This window comes from Variovorax sp. dw_954, from assembly GCF_018449755.1.
In the GTDB taxonomy this organism is placed as follows: domain Bacteria; phylum Pseudomonadota; class Gammaproteobacteria; order Burkholderiales; family Burkholderiaceae_C; genus Variovorax.
The window spans coordinates 75131-91013 of the sequence record NZ_JAAVVD010000014.1; the positions used below are offsets into that span (position 1 = coordinate 75131).

The window sequence follows — 15883 nt, forward strand, 5'->3', positions numbered from 1 at the left end:
ATGGTTCTGACCGACGACCAGAGGGCGCTGCAGGAAACTGCGCGCCGCTTCGCCCGCGAACGGCTGTTGCCCGACTACCAGAAGCGCGAGAAGCTCGGCGTGCTCGACCGCGAACTGATCTCCGAGATGGGCAGCCTCGGCCTCCTGGGCGTCGACCTCCCAGAGGAACTCGGCGGACTGGGCGTCGATGCCGTCACCACCGGCCTGATCGCCGAGGAACTGGCCTACGGCGACTTCAACATCAGCGCGGTGCCGGTCGGCATCTCGCTGAACGCCGCCATCCTGATCCGGCATGCCCGGCCCGAGGTCGTCCAGGAATGGGTGCCACGGATGACCCGCGGCGATGCCATCGTGGCCATCTGCCTGACCGAGCCCCGCGGCGGCTCGGACGCCAGCAACCTGCAGCTGAAGGCGCGGCGCGACGGCGAGCACTTCGTCATCAACGGCGAGAAGACCTCGATCACCTTCGCCGACCGTGCCGACGCCTACCTGATCTTCGCGCGCACCGGCCGTGCCGACGAAGGCGCCAAGGGCGTCACGGCCTTCTTCATCCCGGGCGACACGCCCGGCATCTCGCGCACCCATTTCGACGACGTCGGCAGCGCCATCATCGGTCGCGGGTCGGTGTTCTTCGACGACGTGCGGGTGCCGCTCAGCCACATGCTGGGCGACGAGGGCAAGGGCTTCACGCAGGTGATGCAGGGCTTTGACTACAGCCGCGCGCTGATCGGATTGCAATGCTGCGGCGCCGCGCAGGCCTCGCTCGACGAAGCCTGGGCCTACTCGAAGGAGCGCGAGGCCTTCGGCCGGCCGATCGGCCAGTTCCAGGGCGTGAGCTTTCCGTTGGCCGAAGGCGAATCGCAGATCGCGGCGGTGCGGCAGCTCTGCTATCACGCGCTGGCGCTGCGCGATGCCGGCCAGCCGCACACCTCCGAGGCGGCCATGTGCAAGTGGATGGGCCCGCGCAACGCATTCGACGTGATCCACCAGTGCCTGCTGACCTTCGGCCACTACGGCTGGAGCAAGGACCTGCCGCACCAGCAGCGCATGCGCGACGTGATGGGGCTGGAGATCGGCGACGGCACCGCGCAAGTGATGAAGCTGATCATCGCGCGCCAGCGCATCGGCCGCGCCGCGGTGCAGTACCTGTCGTAGCGGCGACCCGCGATGAAGCTCGTGCTTGTGCGCCATGGGCGTCCCGACGAGGACGAACGCGAGCGCCCGCACGACCCGCCCTTGCGCGCCGATGGCCGTGCGCAGGCCGAGGCCGTGGCGGCCCGGCTGAGGCAGGAGGGCATCACGCGCATCGTCAGCAGCCCGATGGCACGCGCGGCGCAGACGGCACAGCCGCTGGCCGCGGCGCTCGGCCTCGCGGTGGAGTCGATCGACGGCTGGGCCGAGGCCGATCGCCATGTCGAGCGCTATCGCTCGACCGAGACATTGCGTGCGCTCGGCACCGCCGAGTGGGGCCGCTTCCTGGACGACCCGATCGCCTACTTCGGCGGCGACGCGGCGAGCTTTCGCGGCGGCGTGCTGGCCGCGTTGGCGGAGACCATCGACAGCAGCCACAAGGACGCGCACGTGGCCGTCTTCACGCACGGGCTGCCGATTAACGTCGTCCTGTCGCATGCGCTCAGCCTGGAGCGCATCATTCATTTCGCGCCTGGCTATGCCTCGATGACGCGCCTGCGCGTGCTCGGCGCCGGCGCCATCGGCGTGGCCAGCGTGAACGAGCGTGGGCACCTGCCCGTGACCCGCGCAGTTTCCAGGGCGCCGATTTCCTCATCCGACGGACAGGCTGCATGACCACGCTCATAGACGATGCCACGCTGGCACCGAAGATCGCCGACTACCTGGCTGCGGAGCTGGGCCATCCGGTGCAGGTCGGCACGGTGCGGCGCTTTCCGGTCGGCTTCTCCTGGCTGACCTACGCCGTGCCGGTGACCGGCATCGACGGCAACGATGCCACGCAGGAACTGATCCTTCGCCTCGGTCCCGACTACGGCCTGTTCGCGCCCTACAGCGCCGGACCGCAGGTGCTGTCGATGCAGTCGCTGGAAGGCAGCGCGGTGCCGGTGCCGCGCGCCTACTGGAGCAGCGATGATGCGTCGATCCTCGGCGCACCGTTCATGTTCTGCGAGAAAGTCGCCGGCGACGCGGTCGTGCCTTGGGTCTCCGCCAACGAGCCCGGGCTGGAGGAGGGCTATCGCAGGCGGCTGGCCGAGCAGTTCATCGATGCGCTGGCCGCGCTGCACTGCGTGGCGTGGCAAGGCAAGCCGATCGCGCAGATGGCGCACTGCATCACCATCGACAACGCGGCGCTGCTCAATGTCGAGCACTGGGAGGCGCAGATCGCCCGCTGGGCCATGCGTCCGTATCCGCAGGCCGAATGGGGCCTGCGCTGGCTGAAGGCGCATTGCCCGGTCGCGCCGCGCGTGGCGATCGTGCATGGCGACTACCGCACCGGAAACTTCCTGGAGCAGGGCGGACGCATCACCTCGATCCTCGACTGGGAGCTGGTGCATCTGGGCGATCCGCACGAGGACCTGGGGTGGGCGAGCCTGCCGATGTACATGGGCGGCAGCAAGCTGATCTGCCGCCTTGCCGAACCCGACTGGTTCTACCAGCGCTACAGCGAGAAGGCCGGCTTCGCGGTGTCGATGGCATCGGTTCGCTACTACCAGGCGCTGTCGCTGCTCAAGCTGGCGGCCACGCACATGGCCGCGGCGCGCTGCTTCGAGGAAGGCCGCTTCAACGACATGCGCATGCCGGCGATGGGCAGCCAGATCGCGACCTGCCTGCGCCAGATGGAAAAGACGATCGAAAGCGCCTGATGAACAACTCTTTCGCCCGCCTGATCGACGGCATGAACGCCACCCTGCGCAAGGAGGTGCTGAGCCGCCTCGACGACGAGTTCGCGCGCGGGCAGGTGTTCGGTGTCATCAACCTGCTGAACACCTTCAAGGTGCGGGCCGACTGGTCGGCCGGCTTCCTGCTGCAGCAGATCGCGGCACAGCGTGAGGCACTCGATGGTGTCGCGGCGCTGATGCAGGGGCGTGGCGAAGCCGCCTCGTTGCCGGCGCTGCTGGGCGGCGCTGCGCCGGTATCGGTGCCGATCGCCGAGCTGCTGGCATTGCGAGACAGCCAGAACAGCGTCATCGCGGAGCTGCTCGGCTGGCTCGACGCGCAGCGCGACCGGCTGGCGCCGGACATCGCCGACGGCGTGGCGCAGTTGCTGCGCACGGCGATGCGGGCGGAGCTCGCGATCGAGCTGAAGAACGCCCCGCGTCCGCTGTTCGCGGAGATGTCGAGCGGTTCGGAAGACTGAAGAAGCTGCACGGCGCGCGCACGCGCATTCCCGATTGACAGGCCGCGTCCATCCGATGGATTGGAAGCACACCGTAAGCTAGCGCACCAACGAAGTGGAGACAAGACAAATGACTTTCCTATCTCGCCGAACGATCGTGCAGGCCGCCTCGGCCGCTTGGCTCGCATCCCACCTGCCCGGCGTCGCATTCGCCCAGGACACGGGGCCCATCAAGGTCGGTGTCCTCATCATCGACAGCGGCCCCTTTGCTACCTACGCCAGCCTGGTCGAGGACTCGGCGCGCGCGGCGGTCGACCTGCTGAATTCCGAGGGCGGCGCGCTGGGCCGCAAGTTCGAGGTGGTGGTGCAGGCGCACGCGGGCACGCCGGCCAGCGCCATCGCCGCGGCCAGCAAGCTGGTGCAGCAGGGCGGCGTGAGCTTCCTCACCGGTCAGACGCCGACCTCGCATTCGCTTGCCATCGCACCCAAGCTGGCGGAATGGAATGCCCTGATGATCGATGTCTATTCGCAGGGCGACGACCTGATGACCAAGGCGTGCCAGCCGAACTTCTTCCGGGTGACGACGCCCGACGTCGTCTACACCGCGATGCTGCGGGAGTTCGTCAAGAAGTCGGGCGCCAAGACCTGGAACATGATCTCGCCCGACTACGCCGTCGGCCACACCTTCACCGCGAAATTCACCGACATGGTGAAGGAGCAGGGCGGCACGGTGCAGCAGACCCTGTTCGCGCCGCAGGGCACCACCGATTTCGGCAGCTACATCTCGCAGTTGGCCAAGCCCGCCGACGCCTTGATGGTCACGCTCTACATGTCCGACGGCAATTCCTTTGCCAAGCAGCAGAAGCAGTTCGGCCTGTTCGACAAGTACAAGACCGTGCTCGGCAACGGCTTCGCGACCGAGTTCCAGTTGTCGGCGCAGGGCGATTCGGTGCTCGGCGTGCTGAACGGCCTGAGCTATCACAACACAATGCCTGGCGAGCGCAACGCGGTGTTCGTCAAGGCCTACGAGGCACGCAACAAGCGCAAGCCCATCTACACCGACGCCGACATGATGGTCGCGATGGAACTGCTGCGGGCCGCCATCGTGAAGGCCAAATCGACCGAGGTACCGGCCGTGCGCGCCGCGCTTGCCGGGCTGAAGACGCCGACCATCTACGGCGAGGTCGAGATGCGTGCCGCCGACCACACCCTGATCCGACAGCACGGCGTGGCCGAGGTGGTGAAGACGCCGGACGGCAAGGCGACCACCTTCGTCATGCGCTCGATCGTGCCCGGGACGCAGCTGTTCCCGCCGCCGAGCCCGGAGTGCAAGGTGCAGTGACGGGCCTGCGATGACCACTGCCCGCTACGACACACTCCGGGTCATTCGCAATGAGGCCGGCTTTGCCACCCTCATCCTGAACCGCCCCGACAGGAACAACACACTGTCGAACGAGCTGCGCGGCGAAATGGTCGCGGCCTGCGCCGAGCTCGAAGCCGACCCCGACGTGCGGGTGCTGATCCTCACCGGTGCGGGCCGCGCGTTCACGGCCGGCATGGACCTGGACGAATGGCGCACCTCGGACAAGCTCGCGGCCGGCGCCTACGAGAACGATCCGGTCGCTGCGCTGCAATCGTTTTCCGGCCCGGTCATCGGCGCGATCAACGGCATCGCCGTGACCGGGGGCCTGGAGATCGCGCTGGCGTGCGACCTGCTGGTCGCGTCGACGCAGGCGCGTTTTGCCGACACGCATGCGCAGGTCGGCCTGCTGCCGGGCTGGGGCGGCTCGGTGCGCATGGCGCGGCTCATCGGTCTGAACCGCGCGAAGGAGCTGGCATTGACGGGTCGCTTCCTCGGTGCGGAGGAGGCGCTGGCCTGGGGGCTGGTCAACCATCTGGTGCCGCCTGAGCAGCTGATGGCCAAGGCCGAATCGATCGCGCAGCAGATGGCGGCGGCGGTGCCCGAGACGCTGAAGGCCTACAAGCGTCTGCTCGATGACGAGTCGGCCCTGCCGCTCGTGGATGCGCTGGCACTCGAGCGCCGCGCCTCGCTCGACAACAATTCGAGCGTGAGCGGCGAGGCCATCGACGCCCGTGTCGCGGCAATGGTGGCGGCGCGCAAGCGGGTGAAGGAACAGGCAGGCCGATAGGAAAAAGGCGCCGTGGCGCCAGGCCCGGATCGCCTCGCCTCAGATCGCCGGGTGCGCCTGCACCGACTCGTACAGCGCGTAGCCCTTGCCGATGCCGTACTCGATGATCCCGTAGCCGACCTCCTCGCCGTCGCGCACCTCGATGACCTGATCGGCCAGCGTGCGCACGCGCTTGCGCGTGGCCGGGTCCGACAGGTCCCAGACCTCGTGCTCGAAGTAGAGCTTGCCCTTGTCGTCGCCGTGGAACCAGCCGTCCAGGCCACCGTACAGGCCGCCCTTGAGGAAGTACTTGGTCGGCAGCACACGCACCGAGATCGGCCGTTCGCTGCCGTCGGCGAAGCGCAGGCGGAGTGTCGCCGACGCCATCGACTGCCCGTGCGGGTCGTCGTGCCACTGCGCGTCGTGCTGCACGTCGACCAGCTGGTTGCGGCCCGAGACCTTGCTGCCGACCGTGAACACCTCTTCGCCCGACAGGTAGATCTTCTCGCCCGGCGCGCGCTCCTTGAAGAAGATGTGCAGCCCGCGGTTGGCGAACTGCGCCGTGGTCCAGCAATAGAAGAAGGGCGGGTAGAAGGTGAGCGGCGGCGTGGTCTCGTCGCTGCGCATCTCGGCGCGCACGCCCCACGAGTGATCGCGCTGGCCCACCCAGCTCGTGCTGTCGATCTCGACGCGCCTGCCGTCGAACTCGAGCCAGCCGCTGTAGCGCCCGAGTTGCTGCGCGCGGGCCATATTCTCGGTGACGCGGCCATCGCGGCGGCGCAGATGCGCCTTTTCCTCGTGGGCATTCATGCTGGCGATGAACTCGATGTCGAAGCGGATGCCCGATTCGTTCTCGCCGAGCGTCAGGTGGTGGCGCCGCAGTCCCTCGACGACCTTGATCGACAGCGGCCCGACCGTGGTGCCCAGCGGGTCCGGGCGCAGCCGCCGCGAGGCGCGGAAGTTCCATTGCCGGCCCGCCACGGCGACACCGGCAAAGGCGTCCATCACGTTGCGGTTGGGGTGGTAGCCGAGGCCGATGTCGAAGATGAGGTCGCCCGCGGGGGTTGGATGGCCGGTGTACCAGAGCCGTTCCATCCAGGCCGGATCGCTGTTGTCGATCTGATCGAAGGTCGTCGGGAGTTGATGTCCGATGAGGTCGTCTTGTGGGGTCAGCATGGTTGCAGAATTCTAATACGCAAGCGTATAGTCTGCTACAGAACAGTAGGGCGGGCCAGCCGGGTTTGCCCTCGAAACCATGAGACAGCCATTCATGAAATCCACTGAATCCATCCGCGTTGAACTCGACGACGGCCTGGCCATTCTCTCGCTGGCCCAACCGGCGCGGGGCAATCCCATCGATGGTCCATTCGGCCGCGACTTCAAGCAGGTGGCCTCCGACCTGCTGGACGCGCCCGGCCTGCGCGCGGTGCTGCTGCGCGCCGACGGCCCCAACTTCAGCTTCGGCGGCGATCTCAAGACCTTCTATCCGGCGCGCGATCGCCTGGCGCCGCTGGTGCGCGAATGGACGGCCGAATTGCACATGGGCCTGCAGCGCTTCTGGCGCCTGCCGGTGCCGGTGGTGACGGCCGTGCAGGGCTTCGCGATGGGAGGCGGCGTGGCCATGCTGGCCGGCTGCGACGTGGTCATGGCGGGCGCCTCGGCGCGGCTGGGCTCCGCCTTCGCGCAATTGGGCTTCAGTTGCGACTCGGGCTCCACCGTCACGCTGACCTACCGCATGGGCGTCGCACGCGCACGGCGCTTCGTGCTGCTGGCCGAGATGCTGGACAGCCAGGGTGCACAGGCTGCCGGCCTGGTCGACCTTGTCGTGCCCGATGCACAGTTGCAGGACGACGCGCTCGCGCTGGCCCGCAGGTTCGCGGCCGGTCCGACCGTCGCGTATGGCGAAACCAAGCGCCTCTTCATGAAGGCCGGCGCCGCGCAGCTCGAAGCCCAGCTCGAGGACGAGGCGCTGACGCTGGCGCGTGTCTCGGCCACGCTGGATGCGCAAGAGGGCATTGCCGCGCATGTCGAGAAGCGCAAGCCGGTCTTCCAGGGCCGCTGACAGATGCGCGCCGCCGATGCACTGCCTGCGTGGAACCCGCTCGACCTCCAGGCGCTGCTCAGGCTGGAGCCGGTCGGGCCCTCGACCTTTCGCAGCCGCCAGGCTTGCGCCAACGCCCGTGGCACCGTGTTCGGCGGCCAGCTGCTGGCGCATGCGTTGATAGCGGCGTCGATGACGGTGGCGCCCGATCGCGATGCCACCGCGCTCCAGTTCATGTTCCTGCAAAGCGCCGACCCGGCGCGTCCGATCGAACTCGAAGTGACTCCGCTGCAGGACGGCAAGCGCTTCGCGTCGCGGCATGTGCGCGGCACGCAGCCCGCCAGCGGCGGCTCGGCCGCACGGCTGGTGCTCGATGCACAGCTCACCTTCGCGCTGGAACTCCCCGGCCCCGCGCATGCCACGCCGTCGCGCGCGGCAGGCGTCGACCCCGCCCGCCTGCCGCGCATGGAAGACCTGCCGGCCGAGACCTCGGATGCGGTGTGGCGCACGCTGGGCTACCCGCTCGATTCGCCCGCGCTCGACCTTCGCGTGGGCGATGCCGCGCAGGGCCTGGGCCTCGATGCGCCCACCGCGTCGCTCGGCTTCTGGCTCAGGACGCGCGAGCCGCTGGCCGACGATCGCATGCTGCAGGCCGCAGCCTTCGCCTTCCTGTCGGACTGGTGGATCAACTTCGCGAGCGTCGGCGTCCACGTGCGGCAACTCGAGCGGGACGGCGAACGGCTGCATGTCGCGAGCCTGAACCATGCGATCTGGTTTCACCGCCCCCTGCGTGCCGACCAGTGGCTCTACTTCGACGTGCAAAGCCCATGCGCGGGCCGCGGCCGTGGCCTGTCGATCGGCGCCGTCCACGACATCGACGGCGTGCTGGTGGCAAGCGTTTCGCAGGAGAACCTGATGACGCCGGGAAGCATCTGAATGACCTGCGTCGAAGCTGTGCCGAACGCGCACAGGTGATGTGCCAGGGTGCGCCTTGCCGGCCGGCCGGCCGGCGCGCGACGATCCTGCCCAAGAAAAGGAGACATGGTGACGCAGACTTCCACGGCATTCGACTACATCGTCATCGGTGCCGGCGCTGCCGGTTGCGTCCTTGCCAACCGGCTGTCGACGGATCCGTCGGTGCGCGTGGCGCTGGTCGAGGCGGGGCCGTCGGACCGCACCTTTCCGTTGAACGTGAAGACGCACCTGCCGATCGGCAACATCTTCCTGCTGCCGCATGCGCGCTACAACTGGCAGCACACCTTCACGGGCGGCGCGGGCGTGGGCCACCGGGTGATCGGGTGTCCGCGCGGCAAGCTCTTCGGTGGTTGCACCTCGGTCAACGGCTCGGTCTACATCCGCGGGCATGCCAGCGACTATGACGAATGGGCCGCGCTCGGCAACGACGGCTGGGGCTACGACGCCGTGCTCGAGGCGTTCAAGCGCCACGAGAACCGGCGCCTCGGGGCCAGTGCCTGGCACGGCATCGGCGGCGAACTCGACGTCCAGCTGCCGGCGTCGCTGAACCCGCTGTCGCGCGCCTTCGTCGACGCGGCGGTCGAGTGCGGCCACACGCGCAACGATGATTTCAACGGCAGCGTGCAGGACGGCTACGGTGCCTACGAATTGAACCAGCGCGACGGCATGCGGCTGTCGAATTCGCGGGCGTTCCTGCATCCGGTGCTGGCACGGCCCAATCTGCAGGTGTTCGCCGATACGCTGGTGGAGCGCATCGACCTGCGCGGCGCGCGCGCCGTCGGCATCACGGTTGTCCATGGCGGCCAGCGCCGCGCGCTCACGGCCTCGGCCGAGGTGATCGTGTCCGGCGGCGCGGTCAATTCACCCCAGTTGCTGATGCTGTCGGGCATCGGCCCCGAGGACCAGTTGCAGCGCCACGGCATTCGCGTGCACTGCGAGCTGCCGGGCGTCGGGCGCAACCTGCAGGACCATCCCACCGTCTACGTGTCGACGCGCAATCCGGGTGCCGAGTCGTACGCGATGTCGATGCGCACGCTGCCCCGGATCGCTGCCAGCCCGCTGCGCTACCTGTTCGGGCGGCGCGGCATGCTCGCTTCCAACGCGGCCGAGGCCGGCGGCTTCCTTCGCACCTTGCCGGGGCTGGCGCGGCCCGACGTGCAGATGACCTTCCTGGTCGGCCTCAAGGGCACCGCACGCACCATTCCACGCGAGCACGGCTTTCTAGTGCTGGTGCAGTTGCTGCGCCCGGCGACGCGCGGGCACATCGAGCTGGCGTCGGCCGATCCGCAGGACCGGCCGGTCATGCATCCCTCGTTCCTGGACGACCCGGCGGACGTGGCCACGCTGGTGCGCGGCTTGCGCGAGGCGCGCCGGATCTTCTCTTCGCCGGCCCTCGCGCGCTACGCCAGCGGCGAGCTCGAACCGGGGCGCGGCGTCGAGAGCGATGCGGCGCTCGAAGCCGCGATCCGCGCGCAGGTCACCACGGCCTACCACCCGGTGGGGACCTGCAGGATGGGCCCGGCATCGGACGCGATGGCGGTGGTCGATGCACGGCTGCGCGTCCACGGGATCGACGGCCTGCGCGTGGCCGACGCGTCGATCATGCCCAACATCGTCGGCGGCAACACGAGCGCGCCCTCGACCATGATCGGCGAGCGGGCCGCCGACTTCATCCTCGGTCGCGACCTGCCCGCGGCGCTCGCCCCGAATGGCGCCGCCGCCGACGCGCTGCGACCCGCTCCCATGTCGGCGTGAGCGCCGGCAACCACTTCACCGATTCAAAGGAACGACCATGACCACCCACCCGCCGATCGTCCGTCCGGCATTTCTCGATGGCGGCGCCAAGGGGCTGTTCATCGACGGCCGAAGTGCACCGGCAGCGTCCGGCAAGACCTTCAGAAGCCTGAACCCGTCGACCGGCGAGCTGCTCGCCGAGGTGGCGGACGGCGATGCGCACGACATCGACCGGGCCGTCGCCGCCGCGCGCCGCGCGTTCCAGGAAGGGCCCTGGAGCCGCTTCAAGCCGTTCGAGCGGCAGCAGGTGATGCTGCGCATCGCCGACGTGGTCGAGCGTCACTACGACGAGCTCGCGATGCTCGATTCGCTCGACATGGGCGGGCCGATCTCGCGCACCGTGCTGGGCCGGCGCCGGGCCGTCGGCCTGCTGCGCTTCTATGCGGGCCTGGCGACCTCCAGCCACGGCGAGACCATCGACAACTCGGTGGCGGGCGAGGTGTTCTCTTACACGCTGAAGGAGCCGGTCGGTGTGGTCGGCGCGATCAACCCGTGGAACGGCCCGATCGGGCTGGCCATCTGGAAGCTGTGCCCGGTGCTGGCCTCGGGTTGCACGCTGGTGCTGAAGCCGGCGGAACAGGCGCCGCTGTCGCCGCTGCGCCTGGCCGAACTGTGCATCGAGGCCGGGCTGCCGCCGGGCGTCTTCAACGTCGTCACCGGGCAGGGGGAAGCCGGCGCCGCGCTGGCCGAACACCCGGGCGTCGACAAGATCGCCTTCACCGGCTCGACCGAGGTCGGGCAGAAGATCATCCGCGCCTCGGCCGGCAACGTGAAGAGGGTCTCGCTGGAGCTTGGCGGCAAGTCGCCGAACATCGTCTTCGCCGATGCCGATCTCGACGCCGCGGTGCCCGGCGCGGCGATGGCGGTGTTCGCGAACTCGGGCCAGATCTGCAGTGCGGGCACGCGGCTCTACGTGCAGCGATCGATCTACGACGAGTTCGTCGAGCGCGTGGCGGCCTTTGCCGGGACCTTGCGCGTCGGCAATGCGACCGACCCCGAATCGCAGCTCGGCCCGCTGGTCTCCGCCGCCCAGCTCGAGCGCGTGACCGGCTACATGGCGCTCGGCAAGGAGCAGGGCGCACGCGCCGCGGCGGGTGGCGCGCGGCTGACCGAGGGCGCCCTGGCCAAGGGCTACTTCGTGCCGCCCACCGTCTTTGCCGGCGTGCACGAGGACATGCGCATCGCGCGCGAGGAGATCTTCGGGCCGGTGATCTCGGCGCTGCCCTTCGACGACGTCGACGATGCCATCCGCCGTGGCAACGACACGGCCTACGGCCTTGGCAGCGGCGTGTGGACGCGCAACGTGAACACCGCGCACCGCGTCGCCAAAGGGCTGCGCACCGGCACCGTGTGGGTCAACTGCTACCAGCTGATGGACCCGGCCGTGCCTTTCGGCGGCTACAAGATGAGCGGCTACGGGCGCGAATCCGGCACCGAGCACATGCAGGAATACCTGCAGACCAAGGCTGTCTGGATCAAGACCGATTGAGCGCGAGCCCGACGCAGCGCCTGCGGTGAACGACCACGTGCCGGGCGAGCGCGGCGAACGGCGGCCGGTGGCGTGTCGGGCCGCCTTGCCGCTCCGGAGCAACCCGCATTGACGCATGTCGTACGCATGTGTAAGGTTGTCGACGCATATCAAATACAACCCACGGCGACCGGATCGCCGACCGCAGGAGCCAGCGCACATGGACTACCAGTTCCCCCCCGAGATCGTTGCCAAGCTGGCCGAGCTCGACGCCTTCATCGAGACCGAGATCAAGCCGCTCGAGCGCGAGAACATGCAGTTCTTCGACCACCGCCGCGAGCACGCGCGTACCGACTGGGAGAACGACGGCTTCCCGCGCAAGGAGTGGCACGACCTGATCGCCGAGATGGAGCGCCGCGCCGACAAGGCGGGGCACCTGCGCTACGGCCTGCCCAAGTCCTGCGGCGGCCAGGCCGCATCGAACCTGGCGATCGCGGCCATTCGCGAGCACCTCGCTGCCAAGGGCCTCGGCCTGCATAACGACCTGCAGGACGAGTCCTCGATCGTCGGCAATTTCCCGATCGTGCCGGTGATCAATGCGTACGGCACGCCCGAGCAGAAGCGCTACATCGACGGCATCATCCAGCGCGACCGCCACCTGTCCTTCGGCCTGACCGAGCCGAACCATGGCAGCGACGCCACCTGGCTGGAAACCACCGCGGTGCGCGACGGCGACGGCTGGGTCATCAACGGCATGAAGCGCTTCAACAGCCAGGTGCAGCGCGCGCATGCCAACCTGGTCTTCGCGCGCACCTCCGGCAAGCCTGGCGATGCGCTCGGCATCACCGCGTTCATCGTGCCGACCGACACGCCCGGCCACCGCATCGCCTACAACCACTGGACCTTCAACATGCCGAGCGACCATGCCGAGGTCGAGCTGAAGGACGTGCGCGTGCCCGACAGCGCCATCCTGCACCAGGAGGGGCAGGGCCTGGTGCTGGCGCAGCGCTTCATCCACGAGAACCGCATCCGGCAGGCGGCGGCGAGCGCCGGCGCGGCACGCTACTGCATCGCCGAATCGGCAAAGTATGCGGTCAACCGCATCGCCTTCGGCGAGCCGCTGTCGCGCAAGCAGGCGATCCAGTTCCCGCTGGTCGAACTGTATGCGGAATGCGAGATGGTGCGCAACTTCATCTTCCAGGTGGCCAGCCGCATGGACACGCAGGACCCGCTCGAGATCAGCGACCTGGTGTCGATCTGCAACTTCCGCGCGAACCGCCTGTGCTGCGACGCCGCCGACCGCGCGATCCAGGTGCACGGCGGCATCGGCTACACGCGCGCGCTGCCCTTCGAGCACATCTACCGTCACCATCGCCGCTACCGCATCACCGAGGGTTCCGAAGAGATGCAGATGCGCCGGGTGGCGCAGTACCTGTTCGGCTTCGGCGGCAAGCGCGCGACGGCATGAGCGAGGGCGCGGTGACCAGCGATACGGCCGCCAACGCGCGCGCCATCGATTTCGAGCCGGCGCGCCTCGACGCCTACCTGCGCGAGGCATTGCCGCAGGTGCGCGGCGGCCTGGCGATCGAGCGCACGGTCGGCGGCATGTCGAACCCGACCTACTTCCTGCGCCGGGGCGACTGGCAGGCGGTGCTGCGCAAGCAGCCGAATGCGGTGCTGATGCCGTCGGCGCACGCGATCGACCGCGAGTTCCGCGTGCTGACCGCGCTGGCCGGCAGCACGGTGCCGGTGCCCGCGCCGCTGCTCTACTGCGCCGACCGCGAGGTCATCGGCACGCCCTTCTACCTGATGCAGCGCATCGACGGCCGCGTCTTCGACGGTTTCGAGATGGCAGGCGTGCCGCCCGATGACCGCCGCGCCATGTATGCCTCGATGGGCGCGACCATGGCGGCCCTGCACAGCCTGGACTTCCGCGCGCTCGGCCTGGCCGACTATGGCCGTCCCGGCAACTACTTCGCGCGGCAGCTCAGCCGCTGGTCGCAGCAGTGGGCGCAGTTCCGGCGCGGCGACGCCGACAACCCCGACCTCGACCGCATCGTCGCCTGGCTCGGCGATCGGGTGCCCGACAGCGACACCATCGCCCTGTGCCACGGCGACTTCCGCATCACCAACATGATGTTCCATCCGACCGAGCCGCGCGTCGTCGGCGTGCTCGACTGGGAGCTGTCGACGCTCGGGCATCCGCTGGTCGACGTCGCATTCAACAGCCAGGCATGGCGCATGGCGACCGACGAGAACGGCGGGCTGCTCGGCCTGCCGCTGGCGCAGATGGGCATTCCGTCGGAAGACGAATACCTCGAGCGCTACTACCGGCTTGCCGGATCGAGCGAGCGCATGACCACCTTCCACCAGGTCTTTGCCATGTTCCGCGGTGCGGTCGGCAGCGCAGGCGTGGCCATGCGCGGGGAGGCCGGCAACGGCTTCCTGCCCGACGCGGCGCGCGTCGGCCGCAAGCTGGCGCGCGCCTATGCGAAGCGCGGTGCCGCATTGATCGACGGCGCCTGATGCGAGGCGCCACGCAGATGCTCTCGGTCGACGAGGCCATCCTGCAGCGGCGCTCGGTGCGCGGCTTCCTGCCCGACGAGGTGCCGCAGCCCACGCTCGACGACATCTTCGAGATCGCGCAGCGCGCACCGTCCAACTGCAACGTGCAGCCGTGGGAGCCTCACGTGGTCTCGGGCGATGCGCTGGCGCGCCTGCGCGCGGCGCTGGTCGAGGCCGGCCGGCAGGCCATGCCGATCCAGCCCGACTGGCCCGCCGACAGCAAGTTCGCCGGCGTGCACCGCGCGCGCCAGGTCGATGCCGCGGTCCAGCTCTACGGCGCGATGGGGGTGGCGCGCGACGACCTGGTCGGCCGGCGCGCCGCCTACGTCCGCAACCTCGACTTCTTCGGGGCGCCGCATGCGGTGTTCATCTTCATGCAGCACCCGTTCGACACGCGCGAGGCGACCGACATCGGCATGTATGCGCAGACCCTGATGCTGGCGATGACCGCGCGGGGCATCGCCTCGTGCGCGCAGGGTGCGCTCGGGCTCTACCCGCCGATCGTGCGGGAGCACCTGGGCCTGGCGGATTCGCAGCGCCTGCTGTTCGGCGTGTCCTTCGGCTACGAGGACCCGGGCGACAAGGCGAACCTGGCGCGGGTCGGGCGGGCACCTGCGAAGGACGCGGTGCGCTTTCATCGCTGACTCGGTACTAACGATATGTAGTACGCATGCATATTATCTAGTATGCTGATTGTCTGGAACACACCGGGCCTATGAGACAACATGAACCTGCAGAACGTCGTCGAGCGTCGCTTCGATGTCTCCGAACAGCGATACGACTGGCGTGACTGCGCGCTGTACGCGCTGGGCCTGGGCATCGGTTCCGATCCGCTCGACGAGGACGAGCTTCCCTACGTCTACGAGGAGCGCGCGCAGGCGCCGGTGCCAAGCCAATGCGTGGTGCTCGGCTGGCCCGAGCTGTGGCATGCCGACCCGGCCACGGGCATCGACTGGGTCAGGATCCTGCACGGGGAAATGGGCTTCGAGCTGCATCGGCCATTGCCGCTGAACGCCTCGATCCGCGCCACGCACGGCATCCGTGCGGTCGTCGACAAGGGTGTCGGCCGCGGCGCATTGATCCACTTCGACACCGACATCGCGGACGCGCACACCGGCGACGCATTGGCCAGCCTGCGTTCGACGCAGTTCCTGCGTGGCGATGGCGGCTGCGGCAGCTTCGGCACCGCGCCGCCAACGCCGGCGGCGCTGCGCGATGACGCCGTTCCCGGCGTGCACGTCGAGTACCGCACCATGCCGCAAGCCGCCTTGTTGTACCGACTGGTGAGCCGTGACTACATGCCGATCCATGCCGACCCGGCCGTGGCGCGCAGCGCCGGCTTCGAGCGGCCGATCTCGCACGGCCTCAACACGATGGGCCTGGCCTGCCGGGCCGCGCTCAAGCATTTCAGCCCCGGCCGGCCCGAGCGTCTGCGCGCGATGTTCGTGCGATTCGCGCAACCCGCGTTTCCGGGCGAGACGATCCGCATCGAGCTGTTCGACGAGGGCGATGGACTCGTGCGGTTTCGCGGCATGGCCGTGGAGCGCAAGGTGGTCGTGCTCGATCGCGGCGAATGCCGCTTTGCCGATCGCTGAACGGAGGCA

15 protein-coding genes are annotated in these 15883 nt (G+C 68.8%); 14 read left to right on the forward strand and 1 reads right to left on the reverse strand.

What is annotated here, in order from left to right; all coding sequences use genetic code 11:
* From HB681_RS21355 to HB681_RS21380, 6 genes are all read left to right on the forward strand, one after another.
* Positions 1–1155 carry an acyl-CoA dehydrogenase family protein gene (locus HB681_RS21355; RefSeq protein WP_213956878.1) on the forward strand — a complete coding sequence of 385 codons (1155 nt, stop codon included), beginning with the start codon at positions 1–3 and terminating at the stop codon, positions 1153–1155.
* A gap of 12 nt (positions 1156–1167) precedes the next feature.
* Positions 1168–1806: a histidine phosphatase family protein gene (locus HB681_RS21360; RefSeq protein ID WP_213956879.1), complete on the forward strand. Its 639-nt coding sequence runs from the start codon at positions 1168–1170 to the stop codon at positions 1804–1806.
* Positions 1803–2834, forward strand: coding sequence for a phosphotransferase family protein (locus HB681_RS21365; RefSeq protein ID WP_213956880.1), 1032 nt, complete (start codon positions 1803–1805; stop codon positions 2832–2834). Before HB681_RS21360 ends, HB681_RS21365 begins: the two co-directional genes overlap by 4 nt.
* Positions 2834–3328, forward strand: a complete 495-nt coding sequence (locus HB681_RS21370) for a hypothetical protein (RefSeq protein WP_213956881.1) — start codon at positions 2834–2836, stop codon at positions 3326–3328. Before HB681_RS21365 ends, HB681_RS21370 begins: the two co-directional genes overlap by 1 nt.
* A gap of 109 nt (positions 3329–3437) precedes the next feature.
* Positions 3438–4649, forward strand: a complete 1212-nt coding sequence (locus HB681_RS21375) for an ABC transporter substrate-binding protein (RefSeq protein ID WP_213956882.1) — start codon at positions 3438–3440, stop codon at positions 4647–4649.
* Between the two features lie 10 nt (positions 4650–4659).
* Entirely contained in the window at positions 4660–5457 is a 798-nt protein-coding gene (locus HB681_RS21380) for an enoyl-CoA hydratase (protein ID WP_213956883.1), read from the forward strand.
* A 39-nt stretch (positions 5458–5496) separates the two neighbouring features.
* Here HB681_RS21380 and HB681_RS21385 read toward each other — a convergent pair whose 3' ends face one another.
* The gene (locus tag HB681_RS21385; RefSeq protein WP_213956884.1) at positions 5497–6612 is read right to left on the reverse strand and encodes a hypothetical protein; all 1116 of its coding nucleotides are present in this window, start codon (positions 6610–6612) and stop codon (positions 5497–5499) included.
* 94 nt (positions 6613–6706) lie between these two features.
* On the opposite strand from HB681_RS21385, the gene HB681_RS21390 reads away from it, so the two are divergent.
* From HB681_RS21390 to HB681_RS21425, 8 genes are all read left to right on the forward strand, one after another.
* On the forward strand, positions 6707–7498 hold the full coding sequence (locus HB681_RS21390; protein ID WP_213956885.1) for an enoyl-CoA hydratase-related protein: 792 nt from the start codon (positions 6707–6709) through the stop codon (positions 7496–7498).
* Between the two features lie 3 nt (positions 7499–7501).
* Complete coding sequence (locus tag HB681_RS21395) at positions 7502–8413, forward strand: acyl-CoA thioesterase domain-containing protein (protein WP_213956886.1); 912 nt, start codon at positions 7502–7504, stop codon at positions 8411–8413.
* Positions 8414–8521: 108 nt separating this feature from the next.
* Positions 8522–10207, forward strand: coding sequence for a GMC family oxidoreductase N-terminal domain-containing protein (locus HB681_RS21400; RefSeq protein WP_345944718.1), 1686 nt, complete (start codon positions 8522–8524; stop codon positions 10205–10207).
* A 37-nt stretch (positions 10208–10244) separates the two neighbouring features.
* The gene (locus HB681_RS21405) at positions 10245–11735 is read left to right on the forward strand and encodes an aldehyde dehydrogenase family protein (protein ID WP_213956888.1); all 1491 of its coding nucleotides are present in this window, start codon (positions 10245–10247) and stop codon (positions 11733–11735) included.
* Between the two features lie 199 nt (positions 11736–11934).
* On the forward strand, positions 11935–13182 hold the full coding sequence (locus HB681_RS21410; protein WP_213956889.1) for an acyl-CoA dehydrogenase family protein: 1248 nt from the start codon (positions 11935–11937) through the stop codon (positions 13180–13182).
* Positions 13179–14240, forward strand: a complete 1062-nt coding sequence (locus HB681_RS21415) for a phosphotransferase family protein (protein ID WP_213956890.1) — start codon at positions 13179–13181, stop codon at positions 14238–14240. The genes HB681_RS21410 and HB681_RS21415 overlap by 4 nt, the downstream gene beginning before the upstream one ends.
* The gene (locus HB681_RS21420) at positions 14240–14923 is read left to right on the forward strand and encodes a nitroreductase (RefSeq protein WP_213956891.1); all 684 of its coding nucleotides are present in this window, start codon (positions 14240–14242) and stop codon (positions 14921–14923) included. The genes HB681_RS21415 and HB681_RS21420 overlap by 1 nt, the downstream gene beginning before the upstream one ends.
* A gap of 81 nt (positions 14924–15004) precedes the next feature.
* On the forward strand, positions 15005–15874 hold the full coding sequence (locus HB681_RS21425) for a MaoC/PaaZ C-terminal domain-containing protein (RefSeq protein WP_213956892.1): 870 nt from the start codon (positions 15005–15007) through the stop codon (positions 15872–15874).
* Positions 15875–15883: the final 9 nt, after the last annotated feature.